The sequence below is a fragment of the Pseudomonas sp. MPR-R2A5 genome (assembly GCF_058793055.1).
On the sequence record NZ_JBXAFK010000015.1, the window covers coordinates 62,494 to 84,752 of the forward strand.

General features: G+C 61.5%; 22 protein-coding genes. 9 read left to right on the top strand and 13 right to left on the bottom strand.

Annotated elements, in window-relative coordinates:
* Positions 1–69: 69 nt before the first annotated feature.
* The 4 genes from AC1Q6I_RS13220 to glyQ form a co-directional block, all read right to left on the bottom strand.
* Positions 70–840 (bottom strand): lysophospholipid acyltransferase family protein, encoded by a 771-nt coding sequence (locus AC1Q6I_RS13220; RefSeq protein ID WP_024072561.1) that lies wholly within the window; start codon positions 838–840, stop codon positions 70–72.
* Positions 841–922: 82 nt separating this feature from the next.
* On the bottom strand, positions 923–1,462 hold the full coding sequence (gene gmhB, locus AC1Q6I_RS13225; protein WP_172831391.1) for a D-glycero-beta-D-manno-heptose 1,7-bisphosphate 7-phosphatase: 540 nt from the start codon (positions 1,460–1,462) through the stop codon (positions 923–925).
* Positions 1,462–3,516, bottom strand: coding sequence for a glycine--tRNA ligase subunit beta (glyS, locus tag AC1Q6I_RS13230; protein ID WP_024072563.1), 2,055 nt, complete (start codon positions 3,514–3,516; stop codon positions 1,462–1,464). The genes gmhB and glyS overlap by 1 nt, the downstream gene beginning before the upstream one ends.
* Positions 3,513–4,466 (bottom strand): glycine--tRNA ligase subunit alpha, encoded by a 954-nt coding sequence (gene glyQ / locus AC1Q6I_RS13235; RefSeq protein ID WP_003213601.1) that lies wholly within the window; start codon positions 4,464–4,466, stop codon positions 3,513–3,515. Before glyQ ends, glyS begins: the two co-directional genes overlap by 4 nt.
* An 81-nt stretch (positions 4,467–4,547) precedes the next feature.
* Between glyQ and AC1Q6I_RS13240 the strand changes: the two genes are divergently transcribed.
* Entirely contained in the window at positions 4,548–5,105 is a 558-nt protein-coding gene (locus tag AC1Q6I_RS13240; protein WP_024072564.1) for a DNA-3-methyladenine glycosylase I, read from the top strand.
* A 40-nt stretch (positions 5,106–5,145) separates the two neighbouring features.
* Complete coding sequence (locus AC1Q6I_RS13245) at positions 5,146–6,033, top strand: lysophospholipid acyltransferase (RefSeq protein WP_017848962.1); 888 nt, start codon at positions 5,146–5,148, stop codon at positions 6,031–6,033.
* Positions 6,034–6,107: 74 nt separating this feature from the next.
* Here AC1Q6I_RS13245 and AC1Q6I_RS13250 read toward each other — a convergent pair whose 3' ends face one another.
* The 5 genes from AC1Q6I_RS13250 to def form a co-directional block, all read right to left on the bottom strand.
* The gene (locus AC1Q6I_RS13250) at positions 6,108–6,419 is read right to left on the bottom strand and encodes a tetratricopeptide repeat protein (protein ID WP_024072566.1); all 312 of its coding nucleotides are present in this window, start codon (positions 6,417–6,419) and stop codon (positions 6,108–6,110) included.
* Between the two features lie 18 nt (positions 6,420–6,437).
* Positions 6,438–7,811 carry a Trk system potassium transporter TrkA gene (gene trkA / locus AC1Q6I_RS13255; RefSeq protein ID WP_024072567.1) on the bottom strand — a complete coding sequence of 458 codons (1,374 nt, stop codon included), beginning with the start codon at positions 7,809–7,811 and terminating at the stop codon, positions 6,438–6,440.
* A 22-nt stretch (positions 7,812–7,833) separates the two neighbouring features.
* A complete protein-coding gene (rsmB, locus tag AC1Q6I_RS13260; protein ID WP_102623670.1) occupies positions 7,834–9,144 on the bottom strand; it encodes a 16S rRNA (cytosine(967)-C(5))-methyltransferase RsmB in 1,311 nt (436 codons plus the stop codon).
* On the bottom strand, positions 9,141–10,094 hold the full coding sequence (fmt, locus tag AC1Q6I_RS13265) for a methionyl-tRNA formyltransferase (protein ID WP_102623671.1): 954 nt from the start codon (positions 10,092–10,094) through the stop codon (positions 9,141–9,143). Before fmt ends, rsmB begins: the two co-directional genes overlap by 4 nt.
* Positions 10,095–10,163: 69 nt before the next feature.
* Positions 10,164–10,670: a peptide deformylase gene (def, locus tag AC1Q6I_RS13270; protein ID WP_102623672.1), complete on the bottom strand. Its 507-nt coding sequence runs from the start codon at positions 10,668–10,670 to the stop codon at positions 10,164–10,166.
* A 135-nt stretch (positions 10,671–10,805) separates the two neighbouring features.
* Between def and AC1Q6I_RS13275 the strand changes: the two genes are divergently transcribed.
* The 3 genes from AC1Q6I_RS13275 to tsaC all read left to right on the top strand — a co-directional run bounded on the left by AC1Q6I_RS13275 (position 10,806) and on the right by tsaC (position 13,352).
* Positions 10,806–11,582, top strand: a complete 777-nt coding sequence (locus AC1Q6I_RS13275) for a peptidoglycan-binding protein (RefSeq protein ID WP_102623673.1) — start codon at positions 10,806–10,808, stop codon at positions 11,580–11,582.
* Positions 11,583–11,645: 63 nt separating this feature from the next.
* Positions 11,646–12,740 carry a DNA-processing protein DprA gene (gene dprA / locus AC1Q6I_RS13280; RefSeq protein ID WP_024072572.1) on the top strand — a complete coding sequence of 365 codons (1,095 nt, stop codon included), beginning with the start codon at positions 11,646–11,648 and terminating at the stop codon, positions 12,738–12,740.
* 54 nt (positions 12,741–12,794) lie between these two features.
* Positions 12,795–13,352 (top strand): L-threonylcarbamoyladenylate synthase type 1 TsaC, encoded by a 558-nt coding sequence (tsaC, locus tag AC1Q6I_RS13285; protein WP_024072573.1) that lies wholly within the window; start codon positions 12,795–12,797, stop codon positions 13,350–13,352.
* Positions 13,353–13,456: 104 nt separating this feature from the next.
* Here tsaC and AC1Q6I_RS13290 read toward each other — a convergent pair whose 3' ends face one another.
* Entirely contained in the window at positions 13,457–14,434 is a 978-nt protein-coding gene (locus tag AC1Q6I_RS13290; protein ID WP_024072574.1) for an NADPH:quinone reductase, read from the bottom strand.
* Positions 14,435–14,610: 176 nt separating this feature from the next.
* Here AC1Q6I_RS13290 and hemF point away from each other — a divergent pair, with 176 nt between their 5' ends.
* Together hemF and aroE are read left to right on the top strand one after the other, a co-directional pair.
* The gene (gene hemF / locus AC1Q6I_RS13295) at positions 14,611–15,543 is read left to right on the top strand and encodes an oxygen-dependent coproporphyrinogen oxidase (RefSeq protein ID WP_024072575.1); all 933 of its coding nucleotides are present in this window, start codon (positions 14,611–14,613) and stop codon (positions 15,541–15,543) included.
* Positions 15,543–16,361 carry a shikimate dehydrogenase gene (gene aroE / locus AC1Q6I_RS13300; RefSeq protein WP_102623674.1) on the top strand — a complete coding sequence of 273 codons (819 nt, stop codon included), beginning with the start codon at positions 15,543–15,545 and terminating at the stop codon, positions 16,359–16,361. Before hemF ends, aroE begins: the two co-directional genes overlap by 1 nt.
* A gap of 49 nt (positions 16,362–16,410) precedes the next feature.
* Here the strand turns inward: aroE and AC1Q6I_RS13305 are convergent, their stop codons facing one another.
* The 3 genes from AC1Q6I_RS13305 to betC form a co-directional block, all read right to left on the bottom strand.
* Complete coding sequence (locus tag AC1Q6I_RS13305; protein WP_102623675.1) at positions 16,411–17,979, bottom strand: SulP family inorganic anion transporter; 1,569 nt, start codon at positions 17,977–17,979, stop codon at positions 16,411–16,413.
* Positions 17,980–18,308: 329 nt separating this feature from the next.
* The gene (choX, locus tag AC1Q6I_RS13310) at positions 18,309–19,223 is read right to left on the bottom strand and encodes a choline ABC transporter substrate-binding protein (protein WP_069077287.1); all 915 of its coding nucleotides are present in this window, start codon (positions 19,221–19,223) and stop codon (positions 18,309–18,311) included.
* A 14-nt stretch (positions 19,224–19,237) separates the two neighbouring features.
* Positions 19,238–20,755 (bottom strand): choline-sulfatase, encoded by a 1,518-nt coding sequence (gene betC, locus AC1Q6I_RS13315; protein ID WP_102623676.1) that lies wholly within the window; start codon positions 20,753–20,755, stop codon positions 19,238–19,240.
* Positions 20,756–20,858: 103 nt separating this feature from the next.
* Here betC and AC1Q6I_RS13320 point away from each other — a divergent pair, with 103 nt between their 5' ends.
* The gene (locus AC1Q6I_RS13320; RefSeq protein WP_102623677.1) at positions 20,859–21,809 is read left to right on the top strand and encodes a choline sulfate utilization transcriptional regulator; all 951 of its coding nucleotides are present in this window, start codon (positions 20,859–20,861) and stop codon (positions 21,807–21,809) included.
* Between the two features lie 31 nt (positions 21,810–21,840).
* Positions 21,841–22,167, top strand: coding sequence for a DOPA 4,5-dioxygenase family protein (locus AC1Q6I_RS13325; protein ID WP_041161068.1), 327 nt, complete (start codon positions 21,841–21,843; stop codon positions 22,165–22,167).
* The last annotated feature ends 92 nt before the right edge of the window (positions 22,168–22,259 follow it).

Sequence of the window (22,259 nt, forward strand, 5' to 3'; positions counted from 1 at the left end):
TAAATCAGGTTGTTAGACGGTAAAAATGCCAATTTGCCAACAATCCGTACACAGGTTATCCACAGAACCTCAAATCACCGGCGTCTCGACCACCACCGGCTCCGGTGGCAGCGAACCCATGGCGCGTTGCTGGGCTTCGTTCCACGCGGCAGCGCGGTCATTCAGCGCGGCAATGGCCCGCGGCCCTTCCCCCTCGGCGTACATCGGTTCGCCAATCACCACAGTGATAGTGCCAGCACGCTTGGCCCAACCGGTCTTTGGCCAGAACTTGCCGGCGTTGTGGGCAATGGGCAACACAGGCAGGTGGGCATTGACCGCCAACGCGGTGCCGCCCCGGGAGAACTTGCCGACGGTACCGTAGGGCACGCGTGTACCTTCCGGAAAGATCAGCACCCACACACCGTCCTTGAGCAACTCATCACCCTTCTTGGCCACGTGCTTGAGTGCGGCCTTGGGGTTGTCACGGTCGATGGCGATCGGCCGCAACATGGCCATGGCCCAGCCGAAGAACGGCACGTACAGCAGTTCACGCTTGAGCACCTGGCTCAAAGGCGAGAAGTACGCCGACAGGAAGAACGTCTCCCAGGTGCTCTGGTGGTTCGACAGAATCACGCAAGGCTGGTCCGGGACGTTTTCCGCGCCCTTGACCTCGAAACGGATGTTCAGGAACACCTTGGTCAGCCACAACGCACAGCGGCACCAATAGACGTTGATGAAGCGATAGCGCGCTTTGAACGGCAGGAAGGGCGCGATAAAAAAGCTCAGGGTGCACCAGAGAAACGAGCTGGTGCCCAACAGCAGGTAAAAGAAGAAGGTTCTGATGGCCTGCAAAATCGACATGGCGGCATTTACCGTTGCGGGACAACGCCCGCCTGTTAAAAGCGCACTCCCGAACAGTCCTTGGTCAGGAAGTCGAGGGCGGCTAGTTGTTGATAAGTTCTGCGGCAACCGCCGCCAGATCGTCAAAAATCAAGGTGCCTACCGGCAGGTTTTTCGCCTGGGTCTTTTCGCCTTTCCCGGTCTTAACCAAAACTGGCTGAGAGTCGACGGCTTTGGCCGCCTCCAGGTCACCGAGGCTGTCCCCGACGAACCATAGCCCAGCCAGGGGCACGTTGTAATGTTCTGCAATGGTTTTCAGCATGCCAGGCTTGGGTTTGCGGCAATCGCAGCCCTCATCCGGCCCGTGGGGGCAGTACACCACCAGCCCCACCTCACCGCCCTGCTCGGCCACCAATGTGCGCAAGCGCGCGTGCATGGCGTCCAGTGTGGCGATGTCGTAATAGCCGCGGGCGATGCCGGACTGGTTGGTGGCAATGGCCACCGTCCAGCCGGCTTTGCTCAACTGCGCGATGGCCTCGATCGAACCGGGCAATGGAATCCATTCCGCCACCGACTTGATGTAAGCGTCGGAGTCGTAATTGATGACTCCGTCCCGATCGAGAATCAGCAGTTTCAACATGATCAGCCCAGTACGGAAATGTCAGCGATGTTGATGAACAGGCCGCGCAGACGCGCCAGCATGGCGTAGCGGTTTTTCCGCACGCCAGCATCTTCGGCATTGATCATCACCGCTTCGAAGAACGCGTCCACCGGCTCACGCAAGGTGGCCAGGCGTGCCAGGGCTTCGGCGTAGTTACGTTCGGCGATCAGCGGCTTCACCGCGTTTTCGGCCTTGGCGATAGCCGAGTTCAACGAAAACTCCTTGGCATCGGCGAACAGGCCAGGGTCGACATCGGCGTTGCCCAGGCCTTCGGCCTTGCTCAGCAGGTTCGATACACGCTTGTTCACGGCGGCCAGGGCATCGGCTTCCGGCAGCTTGCGGAACGCTTGTACGGCCTGTACGCGCTGGTCGAAGTCCAGCGCCGAACCTGGTTGCAGGGCACGTACCGACAGATACACCGAAACGTCCACGCCTTCGTCTTCGTAACGCGCACGCAGGCGGTCGAATACGAATTCGAGTACCTGTTCAGCCAGGCCGGTTTGCTTGACCTTGCCACCAAACTGGCCGACAGCGAACACCACGGCCTGGGTCAGGTCGAGGTCGAGCTTCTTGTCGATCAGGATCCGTAGCACGCCCAGCGCCGCCCGGCGCAAGGCATAGGGGTCTTTGCTGCCAGTAGGCAGCATGCCGATACCGAAGATACCCACCAGGGTGTCGAGTTTGTCGGCGATGGCCACGGCCGCACCGGTCAGGGTGGTCGGCAACTCGGCGCCAGCACCGCGCGGCATGTACTGCTCGTTCAGTGCCAGGGCGACATCGTCCGGCTCGCCGTCATTGAGGGCGTAGTAGTAACCGGCAACGCCTTGCATCTCCGGAAACTCGCCCACCATCTCGGTGGCCAGGTCGCACTTGGACAGCAGGCCGGCACGCGCGGCCCATGCCGCGTCACCCCCAATGCGCGGGGCAATGTAGGCCGCCAGCTTGGAAACCCGTACGGCTTTGTCGTAGACGCTGCCGAGTTTTTCCTGGAACACCACGTTTTGCAGGCGCAGGTTGAAGTCTTCGAGCTTCTGCTTCTTGTCTTGCTTGAAGAAGAACTCGGCGTCGGTCAGGCGCGGGCGCACGACTTTCTCGTTACCGGCGATGATCTGCTGCGGGTCCTTGCTCTCGATGTTGGCCACGGTGATAAAGCGCGGCAACAATTTGCCGTCCACGTCCAGCAGGCAGAAGTACTTCTGGTTGTCCTGCATGGTGGTGATCAGCGCTTCCTGCGGCACGTCGAGGAAGCGTTCCTCGAACGAGCACACCAGCGGCACCGGCCATTCAACCAGGGCGGTCACTTCGTCGAGCAGGTTTGGCGGCACGATGGCAGTACCTTCCTGCAGGCGGGCCAGCTCTTCGGTGCGCTTGCTGATCAGCTCGCGACGCTCATTGGCATCCGCCAGCACGTACGCTGCACGCAGGTCATCAAGGTAGTTGGCCGGCGCGGTGATACGTACGCTTTGCGGGTGGTGGAAGCGGTGACCACGGGAATCGCGGCCGGCTTTCTGGGCAAGGATGGTGCAGTCGATGACCTGGTCACCGAGCAGCATCACCAGCCACTGGGTCGGGCGCACGAACTCTTCCTTGCGTGCCCCCCAGCGCATGCGCTTAGGGATCGGCAGGTCGTTGAGGGAGTCTTCAACGATCGTCGGCAACAGGCTGGCGGTCGGCTTGCCCTTGATGACCTGGCTGAAACGCAGTTTCGGGCCGCTCTGGTCGATCTCGCTCAGCTCGACGCCACACTTCTTGGCGAAGCCCAGTGCGGCTTGCGTCGGGTTGCCTTCGGCGTCGAAAGCCGCCTGGCGTGGCGGGCCGTCGAGGTTGATGCTGCGGTCCGGCTGCTGGGTTTCCAGCGCGGTCAGCAACACGGCCAGGCGACGTGGCGCGGCGTAGACTTTTTTCGCGGCAAACTTCAGGCCGGCGGTCTGCAGGCCCTTTTCGATACCGGCCAGGAACGCATCGGCCAGGGTGTTCAATGCCTTGGGTGGCAGCTCTTCGGTGCCCAGTTCAACCAGGAAATCTTGAGCACTCATTGTGCAGCCTCCAGCTTAGCCAACACTTCATCACGCAGGTCCGGGGTTGCCATCGGGAAGCCCAGCTTGGCGCGTGCCAGCAGGTAGGCTTGGGCGACGGAACGCGCCAGGGTGCGTACACGCAGGATGTATTGCTGACGCGCGGTTACCGAGATGGCACGGCGGGCGTCCAGCAGGTTGAAGGTATGGGAGGCCTTCAACACCATTTCATAACTCGGCAACGGCAGCGGCTGATCCAGTTCGATCAGGCGCTTGGCTTCGCTTTCATAGAAGTCGAACAGTTCGAACAGCTTCTCGACGTTGGCGTGTTCGAAGTTATAGGTCGACTGCTCCACTTCGTTCTGGTGGAACACATCGCCGTAAGTCACTTTGCCGAACGGGCCGTCAGCCCACACCAGGTCGTAGACCGAGTCCACGCCTTGCAGGTACATGGCCAGGCGTTCAAGACCGTAGGTGATCTCGCCGGTCACCGGGTAGCACTCGATGCCGCCCGCTTGCTGGAAGTAGGTGAACTGCGTCACTTCCATGCCGTTGAGCCAGACTTCCCAGCCCAGGCCCCAGGCGCCCAGGGTTGGCGACTCCCAGTTGTCTTCGACGAAACGGATGTCGTGGACCAGCGGGTCCAGGCCGACATGTTTCAGCGAGCCCAGGTACAGCTCCTGGAAGTTGTCCGGGTTCGGCTTCAGTACCACCTGGAACTGGTAGTAGTGCTGCAGACGGTTCGGGTTCTCGCCGTAGCGGCCGTCAGTCGGGCGACGACTGGGCTGCACATAAGCGGCGTTCCAGGTTTCCGGGCCGATGGCCCGCAGGAAGGTTGCGGTGTGGAAAGTGCCGGCGCCTACTTCCATATCGTAGGGCTGAAGTACCACACAACCTTGCTCGGCCCAGTATTGCTGGAGGGCGAGGATCAAGTCTTGGAAGGTACGCACGGCTGGCGTAGGCTGGCTCACGAAATTCACCTGTTACTTGGGCTGCGATTTAAAGAGCGGGAGTATACCCGATTCGGCCGCGCCACCATCCCCTGGAGCCTTATGCCACGCTGCTTTTGGTGTTCTGAAGATCCGCTGTACATGGCTTATCACGATCAGGAGTGGGGAACGCCGCTGCGCGACGCGCAGGGTTTGTTCGAGTTGCTTTTGCTCGAAGGGTTCCAGGCGGGCCTTTCCTGGATCACCGTTTTACGCAAACGCGAGCATTATCGAAAGGTCTTGTTCGGTTTTGATGCGCAGCGGTTGGCGCGCCTGACCGACGCTGAGATCGAAGCGTTGATGCTCGACCCAGGCATTGTGCGCAATCGCTTGAAGCTCAACGCGACCCGCCGAAATGCCGCGGCCTGGCTGGCGCTGGAGGACCCCGTGGGATTGCTCTGGTCGTTTGTCGGCGGCGTGCCCAAGATCAATCATTTCAAGGACCGCAGCGAAGTCCCGGCGATTACGCCGGAGGCTGAAGCCATGAGCCGTGCCCTGAAAAAAGCCGGTTTCACCTTTGTCGGCCCGACCATTTGCTACGCGTTCATGCAGGCTTCAGGCATGGTCATGGACCACACCCAGGACTGTGACCGTTACGCGGACCTGGCCAACGCCGGTTAGAATGCGCGCTTTGCGCACTACACACGATCAGGAGTGACCTGTGGAAAAGTTTAAAGGCGCCTTGCTGGTAGGCGCTCTTCGGTTGTTTGCCCTGCTGCCTTGGCGCGCGGTGCAAGCCGTGGGTTCGGCCATTGGCTGGATCATGTGGAAAACCCCCAACCGCTCCCGCGACACGGTGCGGATCAACCTCTCCAAGTGCTTCCCGGACATGGACCCGGCCGAACGCGAGCGCCTGGTGGGCCGCAGCCTGATGGACATCGGCAAGTCCTTGACCGAAAGCGCCTGCGCCTGGATCTGGCCGGCGCAGCGTTCCATCGACCTGGTGCGCGAGGTCGAGGGCCTGGAAGTGCTGCATGAAGCCCTGGCCTCAGGCAAAGGCGTGGTCGGTATCACCAGCCACCTGGGCAATTGGGAAGTGTTGAACCATTTCTATTGCAGCCAGTGCAAACCGATCATTTTCTACCGCCCGCCCAAGCTCAAGGCCGTGGACGACTTATTACGCAAGCAGCGCGTGCAACTGGGTAACCGCGTGGCCGCCTCCACCAAGGAAGGCATCCTCAGTGTGATCAAGGAAGTGCGCAAAGGTGGCCAGGTGGGCATCCCCGCCGACCCTGAACCGGCGGAATCCGCCGGGATCTTCGTGCCGTTCTTCGCTACGCAGGCGCTGACCAGCAAGTTCGTGCCGAACATGCTCGCCGGCCATAAGGCCGTCGGTGTGTTCCTGCATGCGCTGCGCCTGCCGGATGGCTCGGGCTACAAAGTGATTCTGGAAGCGGCGCCGGAAGACATGTACAGCACCGACACTGCTACGTCCTGCGCGGCGATGAGCAAGGTGGTGGAGCGTTACGTCGGCGCCTACCCAAGCCAGTACATGTGGAGCATGAAACGCTTCAAGAAACGCCCGCCGGGTGAGGCGCGGTGGTACTGACCCAGCGCTGACCCAAGGCCAATACAAAACCAAATGTGGGAGGGGGTAAGCCCCCTCCCACATTTGAGTTCCGCTCAAGCCTGGCGGTCGAGTTTTTTCAGGAATACCGCCATCTCTTTTTCGGCCTGTTTGTCGCCATGGGCCTGTGCCGCTTCAATGCCCTTCTCCCAGGCCTGTCGTGCAGCCGGATGATTGCCCAATCCGGCGTAAGACTTGCCCAGCAGCTTCCACGCAGCTGAATACTTCGGATCGAACTCGACACACTTGTGCAAATGCTCCGCCGCCTTGGCGTTGTCCTTCAAGTCCAGATAGCCCTTGCCCAGCCCAAAGCGCAGCAGCGCGTTATCCACACCCTTGGCGAGCATTTTTTCCAGGGATTCGAGCATGTCGGTCACTCCGGTTAATCAGAAAAAGCTCAACCCCACGTGGAACAGCTTCTCCACATCGCGGATATGTTTCTTATCCACCAGGAACAGGATCACATGGTCCCCGGTGGCGATCATCGTGTCGTCGTGGGCGATGATCACTTCTTCATCCCGAATGATCGCGCCGATGGTCGTGCCCGGTGGCAGGCCGATATCCCGAATGGCTTTGCCAATCACTTTGCTCGACTTCGAATCACCGTGGGCAATCGCCTCGATGGCTTCCGCGGCGCCTCGGCGCAGGGAGTGCACGCTGACGATATCGCCACGGCGCACATGGGCAAGCAAGGTGCCGATAGTGGCCAGCTGCGGGCTGATAGCGATGTCGATATCGCCGCCCTGGATCAGGTCGACGTAGGCCGGGTTGTTGATGATGGTCATCACCTTCTTGGCCCCCAGCCTTTTGGCCAGCAGTGAAGACATGATGTTGGCTTCATCATCGTTGGTCAGGGCCAGGAAGATATCGGCGTCGGCAATGTTTTCTTCCATCAACAGGTCGCGGTCCGAGGCGCTGCCTTGCAGGACCACGGTGCTGTCGAGGGTGTCGGACAAATGCCGGCAGCGTGCCGGGCTCATCTCGATGATTTTTACCTGGTAGCGGCTCTCGATCGCCTCGGCCAAGCGCTCGCCGATCTGCCCGCCACCGGCGATGACGATGCGTTTATACGTCTCGTCGAGCCGACGCATTTCGCTCATCACCGCACGAATATTGGCTTTGGCGGCGATGAAGAAAACTTCGTCATCGGCTTCGATCACCGTATCGCCTTGGGGCAGGATCGGCCGGTCACGGCGGAAAATCGCCGCCACGCGGGTTTCCACATTCGGCATGTGTTCGCGCAGCTGGCGCAGTTGCTGGCCCACCAGCGGGCCACCGTAGTAAGCCTTCACCGCGACCAGTTGCGCCTTGCCGTCGGCGAAGTCGATCACCTGCAAGGCGCCAGGAATTTCGATCAGGCGCTTGATGTAGTGAGTCACCACTTGTTCGGGGCTGATCAACACGTCCACCGGGATCGCATCATTGTCGAACAGGCCGGCGCGGGTCAGGTACGCAGCTTCGCGAACACGGGCGATCTTGGTCGGGGTATGGAACAGGGTGTGGGCGACCTGGCAGGCGACCATATTGGTCTCGTCGCTGTTGGTGACGGCGACCAGCATGTCGGCATCGTCGGCACCCGCCTGACGCAGCACCGTAGGAAACGATGCACGGCCCTGCACAGTACGAATATCCAGGCGGTCGCCCAGGTTACGCAGGCGCTCGGCATCGGTGTCGACCACGGTGATGTCGTTGGCTTCGCTGGCCAAATGTTCGGCCAACGTGCCGCCGACCTGCCCTGCCCCGAGGATGATGATTTTCATCCGGTCACTCCCTTAAACCCATTCAGCCGCGTGCGGCGGCAATCTTGATCAGTTTGGCGTAGTAGAAGCCATCGTGTCCGCCTTGCTGTGCAAGCAGTTGGCGGCCATGGGGCTGCTTGATGCCGGCGCTCGTGGCGAGGTCCAGTTCGCGCGCACCGCTGGTGCGCGCAAGGAAGGCCTCGATGACCTCGGTGTTTTCGGTGGGCAAGGTAGAGCAGGTGGCGTAGAGCAGGATGCCGCCGACCTCCAGGGTCGGCCACAGGGCGTCGAGCAGTTCGCCTTGCAGCACGGCCAGGGCGGCGATGTCGTCGGGTTGACGGGTGAGCTTGATGTCCGGATGGCGGCGGATCACACCGGTGGCGGAACACGGCGCGTCGAGCAGGATGCGCTGGAACGGTTTGCCGTCCCACCAGGCGGCGGTGTCGCGGCCGTCGGCGGCGATCAGTTCGGCGCTGAGCCCCAGGCGTGCGAGGTTTTCGCGTACACGCACCAGGCGCTTGGCTTCAAGATCGACAGCTACTACACCGGCCAGGTCCCTTTCAACTTCGAGGATGTGACATGTCTTACCGCCTGGAGCACAGCAGGCGTCCAGCACGCGTTGGCCGGGAGCCAGGTCGAGCAGGTCGGCGGCCAGTTGCGCGGCTTCGTCCTGCACGCTGATCCAGCCTTCGGCGAAACCCGGCAGGCTGCGCACGTCGGTGGCCGCTTCCAGCACAATGCCGTCGGTGCTGTACACGGATGGCGTGGCGTTGATGCCTGCGTTCGTCAGCAATTGCAGATACGCATCACGGCTGTGATGGCGACGGTTGACCCGCAGGATCATCGGCGGGTGCGCATTGTTGGCCGCGCAGATGGCTTCCCATTGCTCAGGCCAGAAGGCTTTCAGGGATTTTTGCAGCCAGCGCGGGTGTGCGGTGCGCACCACTGGGTCATGCTCCAGCTCGGCCAGCAGCGCTTCGCTTTCGCGTTGGGCGCGGCGCAGTACGGCGTTGAGCAGGGCCTTGGCCCAGGGTTTTTTCAGTTTGTCGGCGCAACCAACGGTTTCACCGATGGCCGCGTGGGCCGGCACGCGGGTATAGAGCAACTGATAGAGGCCCACCAATAGCAGCGCCTCCACATCGGCATCGGCCGCCTTGAAGGGCTTTTGCAGCAGCTTGGCCGCCAGCGCCGACAAGCGTGGCTGCCAGCGCGCGGTGCCAAAGGCCAGGTCCTGGGTGAAACCGCGATCACGGTCTTCGACCTTATCCAGCTGGGTGGGCAGCGAACTGTTCAGCGAAGCCTTGCCGTTGAGCACGGCGGCCAGGGCCTTGGCGGCGGCCAGACGCGGGTTCATTGGGCTACCGCCCCGAGGATCGTGCCCAGGGAAAATTTCTCACGGCGACTGTTGTACAAATCGCTGAAATTCAGCGCCTTGCCACCTGGCAATTGCAGGCGTGTCAGGCACAGCGCCTGCTCACCGCAGGCGACCAACAAGCCCTCTTTGCTGGCGCCGATGATTTCACCGGGGGCGCCTTTGCCGTTGGCCAGGGTGGCGGCCAGGACTTTCAAGGCTTCGCCATTGAGTGTGCTGTGGCAGATCGGCCACGGATTGAACGCACGCACCAGGCGCTCCAGCTCTACAGCCGGGCGGTTCCAGTCGATGCGGGCTTCGTCCTTGTTCAGCTTGTGGGCGTAGGTGGCCAAGCTGTCGTCCTGCACCTCACCCTGCAGGGTTCCGGCAGCGAGACCGGCAATGGCCTGGATCACGGCGGGCGGGCCCATCTCGGCGAGGCGGTCGTGCAGGCTGCCACCCGTGTCTGCGGCCGTGATCGGGGTGGTGACTTTGAGCAGCATCGGGCCGGTGTCCAAACCCGCCTCCATGCGCATCACGGTCACGCCGCTCTCGCTGTCGCCCGCTTCCACGGCGCGCTGGATCGGCGCGGCGCCGCGCCAGCGTGGCAGCAGCGAGGCATGGCTATTGATGCAACCGAGGCGCGGGATATCCAGCACCACCTGCGGCAAGATCAAGCCATAGGCCACCACCACCAGCAGGTCCGGTTTCAGCGCGGCCAGTTCGGCCTGGGCATCGGCGTTACGCAGGGTTGGCGGTTGCAGCACGGGGATGTTGTGCTCGAGCGCCAATTGCTTGACCGGGCTCGGCATCAGTTTTTGCCCGCGCCCGGCCGGGCGATCCGGCTGGGTGTACACCGCAACGATGTCATAAGGGCTGGCGAGCAGCGCCTTGAGGTGTTCGGCGGCGAATTCAGGGGTACCGGCAAAAACAATGCGCAGTGGCTCGGTCATGGGCGTTCTCGGTTAAAAGCAGTCACAAAAGAAAAAGGCTTGCCGCAGCAAGCCTTTGGAAGAAGGGCATCAAGCTTGCTGGCGATGCTTTTTTTCCAGCTTTTTCTTGATCCGGTCACGTTTGAGCGTGGACAGGTAATCGACAAACAGCTTGCCGTTGAGGTGGTCGCATTCGTGCTGGATGCACACCGCGAGGAGGCCTTCGGCGACCAGCTCGTAGGGGTTGCCGTCGCGGTCCAGGGCCTTGATCTTCACGCGCAATAGGCGCTCGACGTTCTCATAGAACTCCGGCACCGACAGGCAGCCTTCCTGGTATTCGCCCATCTCGTCGGTCAGCGGCTCGAATTCGGGGTTGATGAACACCCGTGGCTCGCTGCGATCTTCCGACAGGTCCATGACCACGACACGCTGATGCACATTGACCTGGGTGGCGGCGAGGCCAATGCCCGGGGCTTCATACATTGTTTCAAACATGTCATCGACCAACTGACGAACCTTGTCGTCCACTACGGCCACCGGTTTGGCGATCGTGCGCAGGCGCGAGTCGGGGAATTCGAGGATGTTCAAAATAGCCATAAGCGTAATTGCTGCACATGTGAGGTAGAGGCAAATCGGCGTCGGGACGGACCCAGGCAGCCGGTGTGAAACGTTCGAAAGCCGCGAAGGCCAAGGCATTTCACGCGAACGCACATAATAAAGGAGATTCACCCCATGAGGAAATCGCTGCTCGTCTTACTGCTGTGGGCCCCCTTCGCAATGGCCTTGCTGCCACCGTCCGGCCAGCGCCTGGACCCCGCCACGCAACAGGCCATCCAGCGTTTTTTGTTACATAACCGTATTCTCGATTCGCCCCAGGACCTGGACAACGCGCCGTACATTGTCGCGGCAGACGCGGGACGAGTGTTGGGCGCCAGTGGCGAGCGCGTGCATGCCAGGGGCGACCTGGATCCGACCCAGCCCAGCTATGGGATCTTTCGCCGGGGCAAGGTCTACACCGACCCCCAAACCCAGGAATGGCTGGGTATCAATGCCGACGATATCGGCACCGCACGCTTCATGATGGCCGGCGACCTCACCACCCTGGCTGTGCAACGGGTGACCCAGGAAGTGCGCCCCGGCGACCGCCTGCTGCGCAACCAGCCACCCGTTGAACTGGCCAACCTGGAGACGCCAACGGCAACGCCCTTTATCCAGGGGCAAATCATCGATATTCCCAAGGGCGTGAGCCAGATTGGCGTGCTGGACGCCGTGACCTTGAACAGAGGCCGCCGCGATGGTCTGGTCGAAGGCCATCTGCTAACGGTGATCAAAGCCGGTGCCAGCGTACGCGACGTCTTGACGGGCGCATCCGTGACACTTCCCGATGAGCGCGCCGGCACCCTGCTGGTGTTTCGCACCTATGAAAAGCTCAGTTATGGCTTGGTCCTCAGCGCTTCGCGTTCATTGGCTGTGATGGACCGTTTCGAGACTGCCCATCAAACGCAATAAATAGCCTGCTAAATAAGTTACCAACAGAGTTATCCACAGCTTGTTCCGGTCAAGGATGATCCGATGTTTCCGATAAACCGCAGTGAAATTTCCCCGTCCGAACTGGAAGCGCGACTGCGCTTGCACAGGCTGCCGGAACTGGGTCCAAAGCGTTTTCGCCTATTGATCGAGGCATTCGGCTGCGCCTCGAAGGCGCTCAGCGCGCCCGCCAGTGCCTGGCGTTCCCTGGGGTTGCCGGCCATCAGTGGCGATGCCCGGCGGAGCCACGAAGTCCGCGATGGTGCCAGTGCGGCATTGGCGTGGCTGGGGCACCCGGCCCAGCATTTGCTGATGTGGGACCAACCTGAGTACCCCGCCCTGCTTGCCGAGATCGACGATGCACCGCCGCTGCTATTCGTTGCTGGCGACCCTTTTATCCTGGAAAAACCACAGCTGGCCGTGGTCGGCAGCCGCCGCGCTTCGCGCCCTGGAATGGACACTGCCGCCGCCTTTTCCCGCAGCCTGGCGAGCGCCGGTTTTGTCATCACCAGTGGCCTGGCCCTGGGCATTGACGGTGCGGCGCATCAAGCGGCATTGGATGTTGGTGGGCAGACAATTGGCGTGCTGGGCACCGGGCTCGAAAACTTTTATCCACAGCGCCACCGACGGCTCGCGGCGGCGATGATTGCCCAGGGCAGTGCCGTGGTTTCCGAGTTTCCACTCGATGCCGCGCCCCAGGCCGGTAATTTCCCTCGGCGCAACCGCATTATCAGCGGCCTGTCCCTCGGTGTGCTGGTGGTGGAAGCCAGCATGGCCAGCGGTTCGCTGATCACTGCACGGCTGGCGGCCGAACAAGGGCGCGAGGTGTATGCGATCCCGGGCTCCATTCACCATCCCGGGGCCAAGGGGTGTCACCAGTTGATCCGCGATGGCGCGGTGCTGGTGGAAACCATCGAGCACATCCTCGAAGGTTTGCGCGGCTGGCAGGCGTTGTCGCGCCCCGCGCCGATGCCGGTCACTCATCCGCTGGTGGCGTTGCTGCATGCGGCGCCCCACACCAGCGAAGCCTTGGCGATTGCCAGCGGGCGCCCCTTGCCAGAGCTACTGGCTACCCTGACCGAGCTGGAGCTGGAAGGTCAGGTGATCTGTGAAAGTGGGCGCTGGCTCGCGCGCTGCTAGGTTTTGTAACGAAGATCGGTAAACTGCGCAGAGCTTTAGTCCGGAGAGTGAGCAATGGTCAACAGGTGGCGTGTGCTGGAAGCCGCACGAGAAATTCGCGCAGGCGCGGTGATTGCCTATCCAACCGAGGCGGTCTGGGGCCTGGGCTGTGATCCGTGGAACGAAGACGCAGTGGACCGATTGCTGGCGATCAAGAACCGTTCGGTGGACAAGGGCCTGATCCTGGTGGCGGACACTATCCGCCAGTTCGATTTTCTCTTCGAAGATTTCCCGCAGGAATGGATCGACCGCATGGCCAGCACCTGGCCGGGGCCGAATACCTGGCTGGTACCCCACCAGGATTTGCTGCCGGAGTGGGTCACGGGTGTGCATGACACCGTGGCGTTGCGGGTCAGCGATCATCCGTTGGTGCGGGATTTGTGCGCGCTGGTGGGCCCGCTGATCTCGACCTCGGCCAACCCCCAAGGGCGCCCGGCGGCGCGTACGCGGATCCGGGTGGAGCAGTATTTCCGTGGCCAGGTCGACCTGGTATTGGGGGGCGCCCTGGGTGGGCGCAAGAACCCCAGCTTGATTCGCGATTTGGCGACCGGTGAGGTGGTGCGGCCTTCTTGAGACCTCGTCGCGGCCATCGGGAGCAAGCCCCCTCCCACATTTGACCGTGTTGTCATGACGGACAGGGTTCAAATGTGGGAGAGGGCTCGCCCTCGAAGAGGCCCTCAAGGCAACAGAATGGTCGACCCCGTGGTGCGCCGTGCCGACAACTCGGTCTGGGCCTTCGCCGCCTCCGCCAGCGGGAAGCGCTGGTTGATATCAATGCGCACCTTGCCGCTCTTGATCATCGAAAACAGATCATCCGCCATCACCTGCAGGTTCGCCGGATTGTTGGCGTAGGTCGCCAGGGTTGGCCGCGTCACGTACAGCGAGCCTTTGGCTGCGAGTATCCCCAGGTTCACCCCATCCACCGCGCCCGAGGCATTGCCAAAGCTCACCACCAGACCGCGTGGCGCCACGCTGTCCAATGAGGTCAGCCATGTGTCCTTGCCGACGCCGTCGTACACCACGGGCACCTTTTTGCCGTCGGTCAATTCCAGCACGCGTTGTGCGACGTTTTCCTTGCTGTAGTCGATGGTCTCCCAGGCGCCCAGGGATTTGGCCAGTGCGGCTTTCTCCGGCGAGCTGACGGTACCGATCAGCTTCACACCCAGGGCCTTGGCCCATTGGCACGCCAGGGAACCCACGCCACCGGCAGCGGCGTGGAACAAGATGGTTTCGCCCCCCTTCAACTCATAGGTCTGGCGCAGCAGATACTGCACGGTCAGGCCTTTGAGCATGGCGCCGGCGGCCTGTTCGAAGCTGATGTCGTCCGGCAGGTGCACCAGGTTGGCGGCGGGCAGCACGTGCAATTCGCTGTAGGCGCCGAGTGGGCCACTGCCGTAGGCCACGCGGTCACCGACCTTGAATTGGGTGACCTCACTGCCCACCGCATCGACGATACCCGCGCCTTCCGCACCCAGTCCCGATGGCAGGGCCGGCGGTGCATACAACCCGCTGCGGTAGTAAGTGTCGATGAAGTTCAGGCCAATGGCTTTGTTAAGCACTCGAACCTGCTGCGGTCCTGGCTCAGCCGGCGTGTAGTCCACATATTCAAGTACTTCGGGGCCGCCGTGGGCGCTGAACTGGATTCTTTTGGCCATCTGCACTTCTCCTGAGGTCGAAATCGCGTAGCCCCCTATCGGACTCCTAAGCTTGATCTTCGTCAACAGCGACGCACCTAAGTGCAGTGGTATGCAGGTGCAGTGGTATCCTGTGCGCCCATTTGCCGCCGACGCCGCATGGCCTCGCGTAGCTTTGCCCGATTCAAGGTGATGCCATGACTACCCGCACCGAGGCTGTAAAAGCCTATCTGCTTGACCTGCAAGACCGCATTTGCAGCGCCCTGGAAACCTTCGAGGCGGACACTCGTTTTATCGAAGACGCCTGGACCCGGCCAGCCGGCGGCGGCGGTCGCACCCGTGTGATCGAAAACGGTTCGGTGATCGAAAAAGGCGGCGTCAATTTTTCCCACGTGTTTGGCAGCGGCCTGCCACCGTCCGCCAGCGCGCACCGCCCCGAGCTGGCCGGTCGCGGTTTTGAGGCCCTGGGCGTATCGCTGGTGATCCACCCGCACAACCCTCATGTGCCGACTTCCCATGCCAACGTGCGTTTCTTCATCGCCGAAAAAGAAGGCGAAGAACCGGTGTGGTGGTTTGGTGGCGGTTTTGACCTCACGCCCTACTACGGCAACGAAGAAGATTGCATCCACTGGCACCGCGTCGCCGAGCAGGCCTGTGCGCCGTTTGGCCCGGATGTGTATTCACGCTACAAAGCCTGGTGTGACACCTACTTCCATATCAAGCATCGCAACGAACCGCGCGGCATTGGCGGCCTGTTCTTCGATGACTTGAACGAATGGGACTTCGACACCTGCTTCGCTTTTATCCGCGCCATCGGCGACGCCTACATCGATGCGTACCTGCCCATTGTGCAGCGTCGCAAAGCCATGGCTTATACCGCGCAACAACGTGAATTCCAGGAATTCCGCCGTGGTCGCTACGTGGAGTTCAACCTGGTCTACGACCGCGGCACCCTGTTCGGCCTGCAATCGGGCGGGCGTACCGAATCGATCCTGATGTCGCTGCCGCCGCAAGTGCGCTGGAGCTACGACTGGAAAGCCGAGGCCGGCAGCGAAGAAGCGCGCCTTACCGATTACTTCCTGCAAGACCGCGACTGGCTCGGCGTTGCTACGCCTAAGGCGGCGGTTTGATGGATCGCTATGTGGTGTTTGGCAACCCCATCGGCCACAGCAAGTCGCCGTTGATTCACCGCATGTTCGCCGAGCAGACCGGCGAGCAACTGGACTACAGCAGCTTGCTCGCGCCGCTGGAGGATTTCATCGGTTGTGCCCGTGAGTTTTTCCAGCATGGCCGTGGTGCCAACGTCACCGTACCGTTCAAGGAGGACGCCTACCGCCTGGCCGACACCCTGACCGAGCGCGCCGAGCGTGCCGGCGCGGTGAACACCTTGAGCAAGCTGGCCGATGGCAGCTTGCTGGGCGATAACACGGATGGCGCCGGCCTGGTGCGCGACCTGACGGTCAACGCCGGGTTGAGCCTGCAAGGTAAACGCATCCTCTTGCTCGGCGCCGGTGGTGCGGTACGTGGCGCATTGGAGCCATTGCTGGCCGAGCGACCTGCCTCATTGATCATCGCCAACCGCACGGTGGAAAAAGCTGAAATGCTCGCCGAATTGTTCGACGACCTGGGCCCGGTGTCTGCCAGTGGTTTCGATTGGCTGCGTGAGCCGGTGGAGGTGATCATCAATGCCACGTCCGCCAGCCTGTCAGGCGATGTACCGCCGATTGCCAGTAGTTTGATCGAGCCGGGCAAGACGTTTTGCTACGACATGATGTACGCCAAGGAACCGACCGCGTTCTGCCACTGGGCCACCGAACAGGGCGCGGCAGTGGCGATGGATGGCCTGGGCATGTTGGTGGAGCAGGCGGCGGAAGCGTTCTTCCTGTGGCGTGGTGTGCGGCCGGATTCGGCGCCGGTGTTGGCCGAGTTGCGCCGCCAGTTGGCCTGACACTCAACAAACTGTGGGAGGGGGCAAGCCCCCCCCTGTTTAACCGTATTCAGTCTTCGAAATGGATGGGGCATTGGTCGGCCCCTTCCAGTTTTTTCAACTCCTCCACCACCTGCGGCCTGGCGCGGCGCAGTGTCAGGCTACGCCCCAGCCCTCTTAAACGACGCGCCTCCTGGTGCAGCATCTCCACCCCGGAATAGTCGATAAAGTTGATCTGCTGCGCCTCGATCACTACCCGTACACCCTGCAAGCTTTGCAAGCGCACTTGCAGGTAATGGCTGGCGCCAAAGAAAATCGACCCGCCGACGCGCAACACATCTTCGTCCCCTTCACGCCATTGTTGAACCCGTGGCTGGGACGTGCGCTTGAGGTAGAAAAACAACGACGCCAACACCCCCGCATAAATCGCCGTTTGTAACTCCAGAAGCAAGGTGGCGACGCAGGTCAGGCTCATCACTACGAATTCTGCCCGGCTCACGCGGAACAACGCGCGAATACCCCGACGATCCACCAGGCCCCAGGAAATCAGCAAGATGCTGGCGGCCATGCTTGGGATCGGAATATGCGCGATCAGTGCGGCGCCGAACAGCGCAAACAAGGCCACCCATAAGGCGGAAAACACCCCTGCCAACGGCGAACAGGCGCCCGCCTCATAGCTGAGGCCAGAGCGGGTGAAGGAACCGGCTGACAAATACCCGGAGAAAAATCCACCAACGATATTGGATAAACCCTGCGCACGAACTTCCTGGTTGGCATCGAGCAGTTGTTGCGAGCGAGCTGACAGCGAACGGGCAATCGACAGGCTGGTCACCAGCCCCAGCATGCCCACCGCAACGGCGCTGGGCAGCAGGCGCAGGATCATGTCCGGATCCAGCGGCAACGGGCTGAACGGCGGCAGTTTGCCGATGAACGCGCTGACCCGCGCCACATGCCCGAACATCCCCGGCCACAGCCACGCCGCCAGGCTGCCCAAGGCCAGCGCGATCAGCAGCGTTGGCCAGCGAGGCACAAGGTATTTGAGCAACGCACCCACCAGCAAAGTGCCGAGCCCGAGGGCGAGCGATGCGTGGTCCCATTCGCCGCTATGGTGGATCAGTGCGAGCAGGCTATTGATTGCCGTGGCCTGGCTCGGCAAATCCAGGCCCAGCAGATTAGGCAACTGCCCCAGGGCAATCACCACGGCGGCGCCCAGGGTGAAACCCAGCACCACCGAATGCGAGACGAAGTTCACCAGCGCGCCAAAGCGCAGCATGCCCAGCAACCACTGGAACAGCCCGGCCAGGAATGTCAGCAACAGGATCAGGGTGATGTAGTCCTGAGACCCGGGCACGGCCAAGGGGCTGACGCTGGCGTACAGCACAATGGAAATCGCCGCCGTGGGGCCACAGATCAAGTGCCAGGACGAGCCCCAGAGGCAGGCGATCAGTACCGGGATAATTGCGGCGTACAGGCCGTATTCGGCGGGAAGACCGGCAATGAGGGCGTAGGCAATCGACTGCGGCAAGGCGAGGACGGCGCCGCTGAGCCCGACCATCGCGTCCCGACCGACGCTGGCTCGGGTTTGACGCGGCAGCCAGCTCAGGAAGGGGAAGAGTGTGTGGCGGTTGGGCCTGTGCATCGCAAACTCGGATAGAAAGGTTCGGGGCAGATTATCAGGTTGTGGCGAGCGGACTTACTGTGGCGAGCGGGCTTGCCCCGCGTTGGGGCGCGAAGCGGCCCCAAAACCAGACGCTCCAGATCCCACGGTTAGGATTGGGCCTTCACTGGGGCTGCTGCGCAGCCCAACGCGGGGCAAGCCCGCTCGCCACAACAAGCCCGACCACCACAACAAGCCCGACCACCACAACAAGCCCGATCACCACGACAAGCTCGTTTGCCACAGAAAGTCAGCCTGTCAGAGCACGCAAGCCTGTCACGGGACCCCTCTCCAAAGGGCGGAGGTGTCATCTAGAGTTTGGCTTTTACCGCTGGCAACGCATCCTGGCCATCTACGGTTTTCACGCCATCGAGCCACTTTTCCAGCACTGCCGGGTTGGTCTTGAGCCACGTCTTCGCCGCATCCGCGTTGCTGACCTTGTTGTTGACTACCTCAGCCATGATGCTGTTCTCCATCTCCTGGGTGAAACTCAGGTTGGTCAGCAGCTTTCCAACATTCGGGCAGGCTTGTGCATACCCTTTACGGGTCAGGGTATACACGCTGCCGGTGTCACCGAAGTATTTCTCGCCGCCTTTGAGGTAGTGCATTTTCAACTGCACGTTCATCGGGTGTGGTGTCCAGCCGAGGAAGGTGACGAAGCGTTGTTTCTTCACGGCCCGTGACACTTCGGCGAGCATTGCCTGTTCGCTGGACTCGATCAGCTTCCACTGGCCCAGCTCGAAGTCATTCTTCTTGATGATTTCCTGCAACGAGATATTGGCCGGCGCACCGGAGCCGATCCCGTAGATCTTCTTGTCGAACTTGTCGGCAAATGTGTTCAGGTCGGCAAAGTCATGCACTCCGGCGTCCCACACATAGTCCGGCACGGCGAGGGTGAACTCGGTACCGTCGAGGTTTTTCGCCAGTTGCACCACCTCGCCATTGGCCACGAACTTGTCATAGAAGCCTTGCTGCGCCGGCATCCAGTTACCCAGGAACACATCCACCTGGCCGTCCTTGAGCCCGCCAAAGGTAATCGGCACCGCCAGGGTGTCGACCTTGACCTTGTAGCCCATGCCGTTCAACAGAAAACCGGTGATGGCATTGGTGGCGGCAATGTCGCTCCAGCCCGGATCGGCCATTTTTACCGTGTCACAGCTGGTGTCCGCATACGCATTGGCGCTACTCAGCACCAACATGCCCACTACCGCAGTCAACTTTTGCATGGCCTTCCCTCTGTCTATTTATTGGTTTGGCAGGGTTGTGGATAACGTGCCTTGCGCTCCAGGTCATCGAGGTCGATATGGTTGCGCATGTATTGCTGACTGGCGTCGACCAGTGGCTGGTGATCCCAGCTCTTCAGCTTGCCTTGGGTCAGCGCCTCGAACACCAGGCGACGACGGCGTTGGCTGGCGAGCACCTGCTGGTGGATCGCCGGGATGTCCCATTTGGCCCGCGCTTCACTCAAAAACGCCTCGAACAGTGGTCGGTGTTCCGGTGACTGGCTGAGGTCTTCCCGCTCGTGCGGGTCGTTTTGCACATCGAACAGTAAGCACGGGTCGTCTTCGCTGTAGATGAATTTGTACGCGCCACGGCGAATCATCATCAGCGGGCTGATGGTGCCTTCGGCCATGTATTCGCCGAACACTTCGTCATGCCCGCCCTTGCCCTGTAAGTGCGGGACCAGTGAGCGGCCATCCAGCGGCAAGCGCGCGTCCAGTTCGCCACCGGCCAGTTCCACCAGGGTTGGCAGCAGGTCGGCGGTGGAGACAGCCTGGGTCACGCGACCCGCCGCGAACTGCCCCGGCGCACTGACCAGCAACGGCACGCGCGCGGCCATTTCAAACCAGTGCATTTTGTACCAGAGGCCGCGCTCGCCGAGCATGTCGCCATGGTCGCCGGAGAAGACGATGATCGTATCGTCGGCCAGGCCGGTGTCTTCCAGGGTTTGCAGGAGCTTGCCGACATTGCTGTCGATGTAGCTGCATGCGCCGAAATAAGCACGGCGCGCGTCGCGGATCTTGTCTACCGGCAGCGGCTTGTCCCACAGGTCGTAGACCTTGAGCAGGCGTTGGGAGTGCGGGTCGAGATCGGCCTGGGCGGGCGTCGCAGGTAAAGGGATGTCGCTGTCGTCGTACAGGTCCCAGAACGGCTTGGGAATGGTGTACGGGTCGTGAGGATGGGTCATCGACACGGTCAGGCAGAACGGCTGGTCACCGTCCTCGCGGATATGGTCGAACAGGTACTGCTGGGCCTTGAACACCACCTCTTCATCGAAATCCAGCTGGTTGGTACGCACACACGGGCCGGCTTGCAGTACCGATGACATGTTGTGGTACCAGGTGGGTCGTACGTCGGGTTCGTCCCAGTTCACCGCCCAGCCATAGTCGGCCGGGTAGATGTCGCTGGTCAGGCGCTCTTCGTAGCCGTGCAACTGGTCCGGGCCGCAGAAGTGCATCTTGCCCGACAACGCGGTGCGGTAGCCCAGGCGACGCAGGTAGTGGGCGTAGGTCGGCACATCGGCGGGAAAATCGGCCGCGTTGTCATAGGCGCCAATCTTGCTCGGCAACTGGCCGCTGACCAGGGTAAAGCGCGACGGTGCACACAGCGGGCTGTTGCAATAGGCGGCGTCGAACACCACGCCTTGCGCCGCGAGGCGGCTCAGGTTCGGCAGTTTGATCGGGGAAGATCCGTAGAACGGAAGCAGCGGCGCGGCCATTTGATCGGCCATGATGAAAAGAATGTTCTTGCGCTTCATGGGTCTTCGGCATTCCATAGGCGGTGTTTATGCGAATGAGCATGCAGCCCATGCAGAATGGGGTAAAGCCCATGAAAGGCAATGTCTAGGATAAGCACAGCTTATGTATGAAGCCCTCGGCGATGTATCCCTCGACCTGCTGCGTGCGTTCGAGGCGGCGGCGCGCCATCGCAGCTTTACTGCTGCCGCGGTAGAGCTGGGCACTACCCAGCCCGCCATCAGCCAACAGATCAAGCGTCTCGAAGAACAACTGACGATCCGCCTGTTTGATCGCATCTACCGTGGCATCGAACTGACCGATGCCGGCGCCCTGCTGTTCGAGCATGTGCAAGGCGGTTTGCAAGCCATCAATCACGGCCTGAGCGTGATCACCCAGCAGGACCAGCATGAAGTGCTGCAAGTGGCCACCGACTTCGCCTTCGCCGCCTACTGGCTGATGCCGCGCCTGCATCGCTTCCACGCGGCCAACCCCCAGGTGGATGTGAGCCTGGTCACCAGTGAGCGCAACCATGCGACCCTGCGTAGCGACATCGACGTGGCAGTGTTATTCGGCGATGGCCGTTTCAAGCAGGGCGACAGCCTGTGGCTGTTCAACGAAGAAGTGTTCCCCGTGTGCAGCCCGCAGTGGCTCAGGGACCAGGACACGCCATTGACGGTGCAGAATTTGCCGGACTATCCCCTGCTGCACCTGCGCCAGGAAAACAACAGCCAATGGTTCGACTGGAGCGGCGTGTTTCGCGAGCTGGGCATTACCCGGGCTCCGACCCCTGGCCAATTGCGCTTTGATAACTACACCCTGCTGATCCAGGCGGCGATTGCTGGCCAGGGAGTGGCCATCGGCTGGCGTCACCTGGTCGATAACCTGCTGGAACAGAAGTGGCTGTGCCGGCCGATCAGCGACACGGTGATCTCGCGCTTCGGCTATTACGTGGTGCAACCCCAGCGCAAACGTCGGGGCCAATTGGTGGAGCGTTTTGTCGACTGGTTGCTGGCGGAACAGGCGAGCAGCGCACAGTCGTTGACCGGGCTGGCCCTGCCGTCGATTGCGGTCTAGGATTTGCCGCACATTGGACGCGGATTTCGCCATGCAACGTATCAAGGGCTACCACGCCCATGTCTACTTCGACGCCAGCACCCTTGACCAGGCGCGCCAGTTCTGTGAGGACGCCGCCAGGCTGTTCCCGCTGCACATGGGCCGTGTGCATGAGCGGCCGGTCGGCCCGCACCCGGACTGGAGCTGCCAACTGGCGTTCGACCCGGAATACATCGGTGTGGTGCTGCCGTGGCTGGCGCTCAATCGCAATGGCCTGGTGGTGTTCCTGCACCCGGACACCGGCAATGACCTGAAGGACCACACCGACTACGCGATCTGGATGGGCGCGATGCGCGAGCTGGATCTGTCGGGTTTTTAACTTCCCTTCCCCGATAAACCGATTTCTTCCTGCTTGTTACCAGGCGCGGAAGTCTCGGGATTCACATTGCCTTGTCTCACTATATGGGACTG

Bases quoted from the DNA above. Each gene is read 5' to 3' on its own strand.
- aroE (WP_102623674.1), top strand. From the start codon at position 15,543: ATGGATCGCTATGTGGTGTTTGGCAACCCCATCGGCCACAGCAAGTCG.
- tsaC (WP_024072573.1), top strand. From the start codon at position 12,795: ATGGTCAACAGGTGGCGTGTGCTGGAAGCCGCACGAGAAATTCGCGCA.
- glyS (WP_024072563.1), bottom strand. From the start codon at position 3,516: ATGAGTGCTCAAGATTTCCTGGTTGAACTGGGCACCGAAGAGCTGCCA.
- AC1Q6I_RS13220 (WP_024072561.1), bottom strand. From the start codon at position 840: ATGTCGATTTTGCAGGCCATCAGAACCTTCTTCTTTTACCTGCTGTTG.
- AC1Q6I_RS13250 (WP_024072566.1), bottom strand. From the start codon at position 6,419: ATGCTCGAATCCCTGGAAAAAATGCTCGCCAAGGGTGTGGATAACGCG.
- trkA (WP_024072567.1), bottom strand. From the start codon at position 7,811: ATGAAAATCATCATCCTCGGGGCAGGGCAGGTCGGCGGCACGTTGGCC.
- AC1Q6I_RS13240 (WP_024072564.1), top strand. From the start codon at position 4,548: ATGCCACGCTGCTTTTGGTGTTCTGAAGATCCGCTGTACATGGCTTAT.
- hemF (WP_024072575.1), top strand. From the start codon at position 14,611: ATGACTACCCGCACCGAGGCTGTAAAAGCCTATCTGCTTGACCTGCAA.
- fmt (WP_102623671.1), bottom strand. From the start codon at position 10,094: ATGACCGAGCCACTGCGCATTGTTTTTGCCGGTACCCCTGAATTCGCC.
- AC1Q6I_RS13290 (WP_024072574.1), bottom strand. From the start codon at position 14,434: ATGGCCAAAAGAATCCAGTTCAGCGCCCACGGCGGCCCCGAAGTACTT.
- AC1Q6I_RS13320 (WP_102623677.1), top strand. From the start codon at position 20,859: ATGTATGAAGCCCTCGGCGATGTATCCCTCGACCTGCTGCGTGCGTTC.
- choX (WP_069077287.1), bottom strand. From the start codon at position 19,223: ATGCAAAAGTTGACTGCGGTAGTGGGCATGTTGGTGCTGAGTAGCGCC.
- def (WP_102623672.1), bottom strand. From the start codon at position 10,670: ATGGCTATTTTGAACATCCTCGAATTCCCCGACTCGCGCCTGCGCACG.
- rsmB (WP_102623670.1), bottom strand. From the start codon at position 9,144: ATGAACCCGCGTCTGGCCGCCGCCAAGGCCCTGGCCGCCGTGCTCAAC.
- dprA (WP_024072572.1), top strand. From the start codon at position 11,646: ATGTTTCCGATAAACCGCAGTGAAATTTCCCCGTCCGAACTGGAAGCG.
- betC (WP_102623676.1), bottom strand. From the start codon at position 20,755: ATGAAGCGCAAGAACATTCTTTTCATCATGGCCGATCAAATGGCCGCG.
- AC1Q6I_RS13325 (WP_041161068.1), top strand. From the start codon at position 21,841: ATGCAACGTATCAAGGGCTACCACGCCCATGTCTACTTCGACGCCAGC.
- AC1Q6I_RS13275 (WP_102623673.1), top strand. From the start codon at position 10,806: ATGAGGAAATCGCTGCTCGTCTTACTGCTGTGGGCCCCCTTCGCAATG.
- AC1Q6I_RS13305 (WP_102623675.1), bottom strand. From the start codon at position 17,979: ATGCACAGGCCCAACCGCCACACACTCTTCCCCTTCCTGAGCTGGCTG.